This is a genomic window from Psychrobacter sp. TB55-MNA-CIBAN-0194 (genome assembly GCF_040309505.1).
Lineage (GTDB): Bacteria > Pseudomonadota > Gammaproteobacteria > Pseudomonadales > Moraxellaceae > Psychrobacter > Psychrobacter fozii.
This window is the reverse complement of record NZ_JBEOOW010000824.1, coordinates 1-233: the sequence shown is the minus strand read 5'-3', so window position 1 is coordinate 233 and position 233 is coordinate 1. Positions and strand designations below refer to the sequence as shown.

General features: G+C 55.8%; 1 protein-coding gene. It reads left to right on the top strand.

Annotated elements, in window-relative coordinates; genetic code table 11:
• The coding region (locus AAEY75_RS17215; protein ID WP_352260399.1) for a TonB-dependent receptor domain-containing protein at positions 1–233 on the top strand (233 nt) is incomplete at both ends.

The following is a 233-nucleotide window of genomic DNA, read 5'->3' as shown; positions in this document are numbered from 1 at the left end:
GTGTACCACCTGACCGACAACCAGGATGTGTTCGTCAACTTCAGCCAGGGCTTTTCCCTGCCGGATATCCAGCGCTTCCTGCGTGATGTGAGCAGCAAATACGATATCCAGGACCTCAATGCCCAGGCCCTTAAAGTCGACAGCTACGAGCTGGGCTGGCGTGGCGATTGGGACAAGTGGCAGGCCAGTGTCACCGCGTATGAAAACACCTCGGATGTCACGCAGTTCTATGA